The 7,953-nt window shown below is 70.5% G+C and carries 9 protein-coding genes; 8 read left to right on the top strand and 1 reads right to left on the bottom strand.

Annotated elements, in window-relative coordinates; translation table 11 throughout:
* From ccmA to G4D87_RS29265, 8 genes are all read left to right on the top strand, one after another.
* A partial coding sequence (gene ccmA, locus G4D87_RS29300) for a heme ABC exporter ATP-binding protein CcmA (RefSeq protein WP_163786003.1) occupies window positions 1-647 on the top strand: 647 nt, incomplete at its 5' end.
* The gene (locus G4D87_RS29295) at window positions 644-1,345 is read left to right on the top strand and encodes a heme exporter protein CcmB (RefSeq protein WP_163786002.1); all 702 of its coding nucleotides are present in this window, start codon (window positions 644-646) and stop codon (window positions 1,343-1,345) included. The genes ccmA and G4D87_RS29295, both read left to right, overlap by 4 nt.
* 3 nt (window positions 1,346-1,348) lie before the next feature.
* On the top strand, window positions 1,349-2,062 hold the full coding sequence (ccsA, locus tag G4D87_RS29290) for a cytochrome c biogenesis protein CcsA (protein WP_163786001.1): 714 nt from the start codon (window positions 1,349-1,351) through the stop codon (window positions 2,060-2,062).
* A gap of 2 nt (window positions 2,063-2,064) precedes the next feature.
* Window positions 2,065-2,253, top strand: a complete 189-nt coding sequence (locus tag G4D87_RS29285) for a heme exporter protein CcmD (RefSeq protein ID WP_163786000.1) — start codon at window positions 2,065-2,067, stop codon at window positions 2,251-2,253.
* Window positions 2,254-2,259: 6 nt separating this feature from the next.
* On the top strand, window positions 2,260-2,739 hold the full coding sequence (locus tag G4D87_RS29280; protein WP_163785999.1) for a cytochrome c maturation protein CcmE: 480 nt from the start codon (window positions 2,260-2,262) through the stop codon (window positions 2,737-2,739).
* The gene (locus G4D87_RS29275) at window positions 2,736-4,757 is read left to right on the top strand and encodes a heme lyase CcmF/NrfE family subunit (protein ID WP_163785998.1); all 2,022 of its coding nucleotides are present in this window, start codon (window positions 2,736-2,738) and stop codon (window positions 4,755-4,757) included. Before G4D87_RS29280 ends, G4D87_RS29275 begins: the two co-directional genes overlap by 4 nt.
* Complete coding sequence (locus G4D87_RS29270) at window positions 4,757-5,308, top strand: TlpA family protein disulfide reductase (RefSeq protein ID WP_163785997.1); 552 nt, start codon at window positions 4,757-4,759, stop codon at window positions 5,306-5,308. The genes G4D87_RS29275 and G4D87_RS29270 overlap by 1 nt, the downstream gene beginning before the upstream one ends.
* Before the next feature lie 96 nt (window positions 5,309-5,404).
* Window positions 5,405-6,514: a zinc ribbon domain-containing protein gene (locus tag G4D87_RS29265; RefSeq protein WP_240358702.1), complete on the top strand. Its 1,110-nt coding sequence runs from the start codon at window positions 5,405-5,407 to the stop codon at window positions 6,512-6,514.
* A gap of 6 nt (window positions 6,515-6,520) precedes the next feature.
* Here the strand turns inward: G4D87_RS29265 and G4D87_RS29260 are convergent, their stop codons facing one another.
* On the bottom strand, window positions 6,521-7,414 hold the full coding sequence (locus G4D87_RS29260; protein WP_163785995.1) for an SMP-30/gluconolactonase/LRE family protein: 894 nt from the start codon (window positions 7,412-7,414) through the stop codon (window positions 6,521-6,523).
* Window positions 7,415-7,953: the final 539 nt, after the last annotated feature.

Here is a 7,953-nt window from a genome sequence, read left to right as displayed (position 1 = left end):
CCGCCGCCCCCGCGCTTGCCCTGCATGACGTCAGCAAGCGGTATGGCCGCCGGTGGGCCCTGGCGCGTCTCACGTACGCGCTCCCCGCCGGGCGCTCGCTGCTGCTCACCGGCCACAACGGCTCCGGGAAGACGACCCTGCTGCGCCTGCTGGCCACCGCCCTGAGCCCCACCGCGGGCCGGGTGGAGGTGCTCGGTCGCGACGCGGTGGTGGAGCGCGACGCGGTGCGCCGTGACGTGGCGCTGCTGTCGCACGCCAGCTTCCTCTATGAGGACCTCACCGCCCACCAGAACCTCACGGTGCTGGCCCGGCTCCTGGGACTGCCCTCGCCCGCGGACGCCGCCAACGCGGAGCTGACCCGGGTGGGGCTCAGCCGCCGCTCCGACAGCCCGGTCCGCGGCTTCAGCGCCGGCATGCGCAAGCGCCTGGCGATTGCCCGCCTGCTGCTCAAGGCGCCGTCCATCGCGCTGCTCGACGAGCCCTTCGGTGAGCTGGACCCCGCGGGCATCCGCGACATGGAGGCCATCATCGCCCAGCTCAAGGCCAGCGGCGTCACCGTCATCCTGGCCACCCACCTCGTCGAGCAGGGCCTGACGCTGTGTGAAGAGCGGCTTCACCTGCAGGACGGCCGGGCGGTGGCGGCATGAGCGCTTCGCGTCCCCGCCCCATCGGCCTCTTGACGGCGACCCTGGCGCTGCTGCGCAAGGACCTGCTCATCGAGTGGCGCACCCGCGCGCGCCTCAACGCCATCATCTTCTTCGCGCTGGCCACGCTGCTGATGTTCTCCTTCGCGCTGGGCCCCGACACGAAGCTGCTGGAGAAGAACGCCGGCGGCTACTTCTGGCTGGCCATCCTCTTCGCCAGCGTGCTCGCCCTGGGCGAGTCGTTCCGCGTCGAGTCGGAGAACGCGTGCATGGACGGCATCCGGCTGGCGCCCGCGGATGCCCGCGCCATCTTCCTGTCCAAGGCCCTGGGCAACACCCTGCTGCTGACGGCCCTGGGCGCCCTGCTGGTGCCCGTCATGGTGGCCCTGTACGGGGTGCGCATCGTCACCAGCGTGGTGGACCTGGGGCTCATCCTCCTGCTCGGCAGCCTGGCCTTGAGCGCCCCTGGGACCGTCTACGCTGCGATTTCGAGCAATGCCCGGGCACGGGATGTGCTCCTGCCTTTGCTATTGTTCCCGCTGGTCATCCCCGCCCTCCTCTCCGCGGCCAAGGCGACCACGCTCGTACTCCAGGGAGACCCCATGAATCAGTTTGGCTCATGGTTGGGGCTTTTGGGCGGATTCAATCTGATTTATTGGGGCGTAGGCTTCTTGCTGTTCCCGCGGATCATCGAGGACTGACGGATGGGAAAGTTCATCAAGTGGGGCCTGCCGGCGCTGGCGCTGGCCGTTCTCGCCGCGGGGTGGTGGCTGGGACTGGCGTGGGCACCGCCGGACCGTGAGATGGGCGACGTGCAGCGCATCATGTACGTGCACGTCCCGCTCCAGTGGGTGGCCATGGTGGCCATGGCCATCAACTTCGTGGTGGCCATCGGCTACCTCATGAAGGCGAGCTGGAAGCTGGATGCCACCGCCGAGGCCTCCGCGGAGATTGGCCTGGTGCTGGGCACCGCGGGGATGATCACCGGCGCCATCTGGGGCCGGCCGACCTGGGGCGTCTACTGGTCGTGGGATCCGCGGTTGACCTCGCAGGCCATCATGCTGGTGACGTACACCGGCTACCTGGTGCTGCGGCGCTTCGTGGAGGACCCGGAGAAGCGCGCGACCTGGAGCGCGGTGGTGGCCATCATCGGCGCCATCAACCTGCCCATCGTGTGGTTCTCCGTGCGGTGGTGGCGCAGCCTGCACCAGGTGCAGTCCACGCCCAAGACGGTGGACCCGGAGATGACGCTGGCCCTGCGCGTGTCGGCGTTCGGCATGTTGTTCCTCACCATCTGGTTCCTGGTGCAGCGCTACCGTCAGGCCCTGGCGGAGCGCCAGGCGGAGGTGGCCCTGCCGGACGCGCTGCCGTCGGACCTCGCCGCCGCGGGTGGCGCCAACTCCTCGAGGGTGGCCTGACCATGATGATGCTTTCCACGCAGTGGCTGTGGCTCCTCGCGGCGGCGCCCGGACAGGTGGGCAGCGGCCGCATCGTCGGCGGCTGGGGCTATGTCTGGGCCTGCTACGGCATTACAGTCGCCATGCTCGTTCTCTACGCTGTGTCCCTGTGGGCGCGTCGGCCCAAGGCCCCCACCGACGCCAAGGAGTGAGTCGCCATGTCCCCCGTCGCTCGCAACCGTCTGATTGCCCTGGGGGCCCTGCTCGTCGCGGGGGCTGGCCTGGGATTCGTGGCCTTCGGCAACATCGGCGAGAACCTCGTCTACTACTGGAGCCCGTCGGAGATGCTGGGCCAGGGTGACAAGGCGTACTCGGCCACCATCCGCCTGGGCGGCGTGGTGGAGCCGGGCAGCATCCAGTGGAACGCCGAGCACACCACCCTGCACTTCCGCGTGGCGGATGACGTCAAGGAGGGCGCGCCCAGCGTGCTGGTGCGCTCCACGGAGACGCCGCCGCAGATGTTCCGCGACAAGATTGGCGTCGTCGTGGAAGGCACCTACGACAAGTCCGGCGTCTTCAGCTCCAACCGGCTGATGGTGAACCACTCCAACGAGTACCGCGCCCCCAAGGAGGGTGAGGATCCTCGTCAGTGGCAGGAGACGCTCTCCGACGCCACCACCGCGATGGGTGCGAAGTGAACGGAACCGTGGGCTACGGCCTGGTGCTCGGGGGGCTCGCGTTCGCGGCCTTCGGCGCGCTCGTGGGCCTGGTGAGCGGCCTGCGCCGCAGTGACGCGGGCTTCCCGTGGGTGCTGCGCGCGGTGTGGGGCTTCGCCGCCTGCATGGTGGGCTCCAACCTGGTGATGGTCCACGCGCTCGTGACGCACGACTTCAGCGTGCGCTACGTGGCGCAGGTGGGCAGCCGGGCCACGCCGCTGGTCTACACCATCGTCTCGCTGTGGAGCGCCCTGGAGGGGTCCATCCTCTTCTGGGGCCTCATCATGGGCGGCTACATCGCCGCCTTCGCCTTCATCCACCGCAAGGAGCACGCGCGCTACATGCAGCTGGCGCTGGGCACCATGCTGGCGGTGGGCGTCTTCTTCGCCTTCCTCATCGCGGGCCCGGCCAACCCCTGGGGCGCGGTGTCCCCGGTGCCGGCGGACGGCCCCGGCCCCAACCCGCTGCTCCAGAACCACGTCCTGATGGTCATCCACCCGCCCATGCTGTACCTGGGCTACGTGGGCATGACGGTGCCCTTCGGCGTCGCGGTGGCGGGCCTGCTGCGCGGCGAGATTGGCGAGGCGTGGATGGCGCCCCTGCGGCGCTGGACGCTGGTGGCGTGGCTCTTCCTGTCCATTGGCATCATCCTGGGCGCCTGGTGGGCCTATGCCGTGCTGGGCTGGGGCGGCTACTGGGCGTGGGACCCGGTGGAGAACGCGTCCTTCCTGCCCTGGCTGACGGCGACGGCGTTCATGCACTCCACCATGGTGCAGGAGCGCAAGCGGATGCTGAAGCTGTGGACGCTCAGCCTCGCGCTCGCGTCCTTCGTGCTCACCATCCTGGGCACGTTCATGACGCGCTCGGGCATCTTCAACTCGGTGCACTCCTTCACCCAGTCCGACATCGGGCCCACCTTCCTGGTGTTCCTGGGCGTCCTGCTGGTGCTGTGCGTGGGCCTGCTGGCGGTGCGCGGTCCGCTGCTGGTGCCCGAAGGCCAGCTGGCCTCGCCGCTGTCTCGCGAGGCGAGCATCCTGGTGAACAACCTGGTGTTCGTCGCCATCACCTTCACGGTGCTGCTGGGCACGCTGTACCCGCTCATCTCCGAGGCCGTCCGCGGCGTGCGCGTGAGCGTGGGTGAGCCGTACTTCAACAAGATGGCGGTGCCGGGCGGCATCGCGGTGCTCTTCCTGATGGGCGTGGGGCCGGTGCTCCCCTGGGGCAAGCCGGACAAGGCCACGCTGCGCCGGCAGTTCATCATCCCCGCCGTGGTGGGGCTGGTGGTGACGGCGGCGTGCTTCGCGGCGGGCCTGCGCGGCGTGTACCCGCTGATGACCTTCGGGCTGGCGGGCTTCGTCACCGTCGTCACCCTGCGGGAGCTGGTGGCGCCGGTGCGGGTGCGCATGGCCGAGCGCAAGGAAGGCCTCGTCGCCGCGGTGACGACGAGCGCGCTCAAGGCCCAGCGCCGCTTCGGCGGCTACGTGGTGCACCTGGGCATCGTGCTCATCATCGTCGCGGTGGCCGCGTCCTCCGCGTACGTGAAGCACACCTCCGGCACGCTGAAGAAGGGGCAGGTCATCGAGCTGGGCGGCTACCAGCTCAAGTACCTGGGCCTGGTCAGCGGCGAGGAGCCCCACCGCACCTACGTGGCGGCGCGCGTGGAGGTGACCTCCCCGGGCGGCAAGGTGTCCGAGCTGAAGCCGCGGCTCAACTACTACGAGCGCAGCACGGACCCCATTGGCACCCCGGGTGTCCGGGAGACGCCGGGCGAGGACCTCTACGTGTCGCTGATGGCCTTCTCCGAGCAGGCCGGCACGGCGAGCATCAACATCTGGGTCTTCCCGCTCGTCGGGTGGATCTGGTGGAGCATCCCCCTGCTGGTGCTGGGCACGCTCATCTCGCTGTGGCCGCGCCGGAAGGCCGCCGTGGCCATGGCGGGCGCGCCGGCGGTGGGCGCGTCCCCGCTCACGGGTGGTGACGCCGAGCGAGGAGCCGCCTGATGAAGGGCTGGCGCTACACGCTGGGCTTCGTGGTCCTCTGCGCGGGCCTGCTCTTCGTGTTGTTCAAGGGCTTCGGGCGCAACCCGCACGAGGTCCCCTTCATGATGAAGGGCAAGCCGGCCCCGGACTTCGCGCTGCGCGCGCTGGACAGCGGGGAGAAGGTGAGCCTGGCGGACCTGAAGGGCCGGCCGGTGGTCATCAACTTCTGGGCGTCGTGGTGCAGCCCGTGCCGCGTCGAACACCCGGTGCTGGAGTGGGGCGCGCGGCAGTATGGCTCGCAGGCGGTGTTCCTGGGCGTGGTGTTCCAGGACACCGACGACAACGCGCGTGGCTTCCTCCAGCAGTACGGCGCCAGCTTCCCGCAGCTGGTGGATCCGCGCTCGCGGATGGCGCTGGACTACGGCGTGGCGGGCGTGCCGGAGACGTACTTCATCGACCCCAACGGCGTCATCCGGGGCAAGCATGTGGGCCCTATCGACCCGCAGACGCTGGCCCTGCGCATCCAGGAGCTGTCCACGCCCTCCGCCCCCGCCGAGGCCGCTCGGAAGTAGCCCCTGTCGTTCCAACGAGGTGGCGGTATGCGGTGCCTGGAGTGTGGCGAAGACTCCAATTCCCGGTTGCGGTACTGCGAGAACTGCGGGGCCACCATGCCCGAGCCGCCCAGGGGAACGGGCGCCCGGCCCGCGCTCCGCCCGTCGCGGCCCCAGCGCGACCTGGAGCAGCCCGCCTACGCGGCGGACATCCTCGACGAGGCGGATGAGCACTCGCGGCCCTACGTCGCGGGGGACGCGCCCGAGCTTCCGCCCGAGGACAAGACGGACCCGGGCCAGTCCGCCCCGCCCTATGACGGGCCGAAGTGGCTTGCGCACGTGCCGGCCCACTCGCCCACGGTGCTGGGTGTCATCGTGGTGGGCTGCGCCGTCGTCCTGTCCGCCCTGCTCTCCTCCGGCGGCGTGGGCCTCATCGGGGCGCTGCTGGCGGTGGTGAGTGGCACGGTGCTGCTCGCACGCGAGCTGCGCGCCGCGGAGCAGTCCCCGGGCTTCACCGAGCGGATGCCCGCGGTGCTGATGACGCCGGAGGCCGCCGCCACCGCCACCGCGGTGATGGTGGCGCTGGCGCTGCGCTCGCTCAGCCTGGGCGTGCTGCCGCTCCTGATGGTGGCGGGCGTGGGGCTTCTGGCCCATGACCAGTACCGCAAGGTCATCGCGGGAGCGGACGGCGTGGGCGCGTACTTCGAGCCCCGGCAGCTCCTGGCGATGCCGCAGCTGGTGGGCCTGGGCGGCGTGGCGGTGTGCCTGCTGGCGCTGTTCGCGCCGTGGGGCACGGTGAAGCTGGACGTGGGGGTGCCGGACAACGCGCCGGTGCCCCAGGGCCCGCCCGAGCTGCGCGTCATCGCGACGCAGCGGCCCACCGACGACATGCTCTACAGCTACGGCGGCGGCGTCACCCACCTGCGGGGCTGGGACCTGCCGGCCTCGGTGGTGGTGGAGCTGGCGCTGCTGGCCGTGCTCGCCCTGCTGGCGCTGCGTCCGGAGGTGGAGCGCCCGTCCTGGACGCGCTACCTGCCCGCGGGCGCGGTGGCCCTGGCGCTCGCCTTCGGCGGGCTCCACATGCGCCTGCTCCCCGGGCCCTTCGTCTTCGTCTTCGGCCTGGGCGCGGTGGGCTTCGTCGCCGTGCAGCACCTGCGCGCGGCGCGCGCCGCCGCGCTGGCCCCGCGGTACGACGACTCCGAAGATGAAACCGAAGAGGCCGGCTGAGCCGCCTCAGCCCGCGTAGAGCACCGGCGCGACGCCGCGGACGCCCGGTGTCAGCTCGAAGAGCCCACCGGCCAGCGGCTGGGCCTCGAGCTCCTCCGCGCTGAGCCCGTCCCGCCCGGTGGTGACGAACAACCGGTCCAACGCCTCCCCGGCGAAGGCGACGCTGGTCGTCTTCGCCACGGGCAGCCGGTACTCGGCCAGCCACGCGCCTTCTGGTGAGAAGCGGCGCACGCAGCCGCCTCCGTAGAAGGCAATCCACAAGCCGCCCTCCGCGTCGACCGTCATCCCGTCGGGGAAGCCGTGGGGCGCGTCGAAGCGGAGGAACTCCCGGCGACGGGAGGCCGCGCCGTCCGGGCCCAGGTCGAAGGCGTAGGTGACGCGCCTGGGCGAGTCGCTCACATAGAGGGTCCGCCCATCGGGGCTGAAGGCCGGACCGTTCGTCACCGTATAGCCCTCATCGATTCGCGCGAGGTGCCCCTGCGCATCGAACCGGTAGAGCCCGCCGGTGGGCGCCTTCTCGTGGTCATCCATGGTGCCCACCCAGAAGCGGCCTTGAGGGTCCACCTTCCCGTCATTGCAGCGGTTGTGGGGGCGCTCAGGCTCCGGATTCAGCAGCCGCTCCAGGCGCGCGCTCCGGGGCTCGTAGAAGGCCAGGCCCCGCTCCGTCCCCGCGATGAAGCCTCCACCCTTCCTGGGCGCGAGCGAGGCGATACGCAAAGGGGTGTCCCAGCTCGCCTGGGCACCGCTGTGGAGCTCCAGCCGGTGCACCTTGCGGCCCGGGATGTCGAGCCAGTAGAGCGCGCCCTCCGTGGCCATCCAGAAGGGGCCCTCGCCGAGCACGGCCCGTGCGGGCCAGATGCACCTGGCTTCGTCGTGCCTGACAACGTCCGCGGTGCGCATGCGTGGCGCCTCCAAGAAAGCGAGAGACAACGTCCGTGGGCAAGGTAGCCACGTCGCACGCGCCGGGCAGGCACGCGGCGGCGGACGGGGTCTCGTCCGGCTGGCCATGCCTTGCGTCCTCTGACTGACCCACCAGGTTGAGGTCCGTTAACCCGACGCACAGAACAGGGTTATCCCAGAACTTCCGGTGATGGAGGGCGCTCTGGGTTCCCGTACCTTGGGCAGGCCTTCAACGACGAGCAGACACCATCGCGAATCCAGGCACGGGGGGAGCGCGGCATGGTCAGTCCGAGGACGGCACCAGTCCGGACAGGAAACACCAGTACCTTCATCCTGAAGCAGCGCAGGCTGCATCTGGTCCTGGTGGATCCACAGGAAGTGCCCTACGTGGATACGGAGTACGTGCTCACGGTCGGCCGCACCGAGCACTGTGGAAGGACCGCGGCGGATGGCTCGCTGAGCCACGAAGTGCCGGGCCTCGCCGCGGGGGAGCTGCTGGTGAAGCTGTCCAGGCCGCCAGCGCCGCCGCCCCGCCGGAG

Origin of the sequence: Myxococcus vastator (assembly GCF_010894475.1) — a bacterium.
GTDB classification, from domain to species: Bacteria; Myxococcota; Myxococcia; order Myxococcales; family Myxococcaceae; genus Myxococcus; species Myxococcus vastator.
Note: the sequence above shows the minus strand (reverse complement) of the source record. Positions and strands in the feature narration are given on the sequence as shown.

Excerpts from the sequence above, each read along its gene's own strand:
- G4D87_RS29295 (WP_163786002.1), top strand. The coding sequence starts at position 644 with ATGAGCGCTTCGCGTCCCCGCCCCATCGGCCTCTTGACGGCGACCCTG.
- ccsA (WP_163786001.1), top strand. The coding sequence starts at position 1,349 with ATGGGAAAGTTCATCAAGTGGGGCCTGCCGGCGCTGGCGCTGGCCGTT.
- G4D87_RS29285 (WP_163786000.1), top strand. The coding sequence starts at position 2,065 with ATGATGATGCTTTCCACGCAGTGGCTGTGGCTCCTCGCGGCGGCGCCC.
- G4D87_RS29280 (WP_163785999.1), top strand. The coding sequence starts at position 2,260 with ATGTCCCCCGTCGCTCGCAACCGTCTGATTGCCCTGGGGGCCCTGCTC.
- G4D87_RS29270 (WP_163785997.1), top strand. The coding sequence starts at position 4,757 with ATGAAGGGCTGGCGCTACACGCTGGGCTTCGTGGTCCTCTGCGCGGGC.
- G4D87_RS29265 (WP_240358702.1), top strand. The coding sequence starts at position 5,405 with ATGCCCGAGCCGCCCAGGGGAACGGGCGCCCGGCCCGCGCTCCGCCCG.
- G4D87_RS29260 (WP_163785995.1), bottom strand. The coding sequence starts at position 7,414 with ATGCGCACCGCGGACGTTGTCAGGCACGACGAAGCCAGGTGCATCTGG.